The sequence below is a fragment of the Parafrankia sp. FMc2 genome (assembly GCF_041008525.1).
Classification (GTDB): domain Bacteria; phylum Actinomycetota; class Actinomycetes; order Frankiales; family Frankiaceae; genus Parafrankia.
The window spans coordinates 1-890 of record NZ_JBFLUG010000446.1; the positions used below are offsets into that span (position 1 = coordinate 1).

1 protein-coding gene is annotated in these 890 nt (G+C 63.9%); it reads right to left on the minus strand.

The window, feature by feature from the left end; genetic code table 11:
• The coding region (locus AB1460_RS37860) for an HpcH/HpaI aldolase/citrate lyase family protein (RefSeq protein ID WP_368967400.1) at nt 1-890 on the minus strand (890 nt) is incomplete at both ends.

Here is an 890-nt window from a genome sequence, read left to right on the forward strand (position 1 = left end):
CCCTTCCCCGCGATCACCTCGGCCATCTTCCGGCTCGCCTCGTCGATCATCTCGTCGCCGAGCATCACCGCACCCCGCAGACCACCCTCGTCCGAGGTGTGCCACGCATAGGCATCCAGGATCAGCTCCGCGTGGTCGTAGTCCTCCTGCCGAGGCGCGTAGATCTCGTTCGCCGCCTCGATCTGCCCCGGATGCAACACCCACTTACCGTCGTACCCCAACGCCGCGGACTTCTTCGCCACCCCCCGGAACGCCTCCACATCCCGAATCTGCAGGAACGGGCCATCAATCGCCTGCACACCCCGCGCCCGCGCCGCCTCCAGAATCTTGAACAGCACGTAGTGGAACGGATCCCCCGGATAGTCCGGGTTCAACGCACCCACCACCAGCGACGGCATGTTCATCGACGCCATGAAATCCGCCGGCCCAAAGATGATCGTCTCGATCCGCGGGCTCGCGAACGCGATCTCCTTCACGTTCGACAACCCCAACGCGTTCTCGATCTGAGCCTCGATACCAATCCGCCCCACCTCGAGACCCATCACCTCCTCGATCTGCGTCAACAACAGATCCAGCCACTGCACCTGCGCCGCCGTCTGCACCTTCGGCAACATCACACAATCCAGATTCGCGCCCGCACCCTCCACCACCGTCACGACATCCCGATACGTCCACTTCGTCGTCAGGTCATTGACCCGCACCACCCGCGTCTTACCCGCCCAGTCACCCTCGTTCAGAACCGACACCACGTTCCCACGCGCCGACTCCTTCGCCCCCGGCGCCACCGAGTCCTCAAGATCACAGAAGATCTGGTCAGCGGGAAGGCCCTGCGCCTTACCCAGCATCTTCGGATTGGAAGCCGGAACCGCCAGACACGACCGGCGAGCACG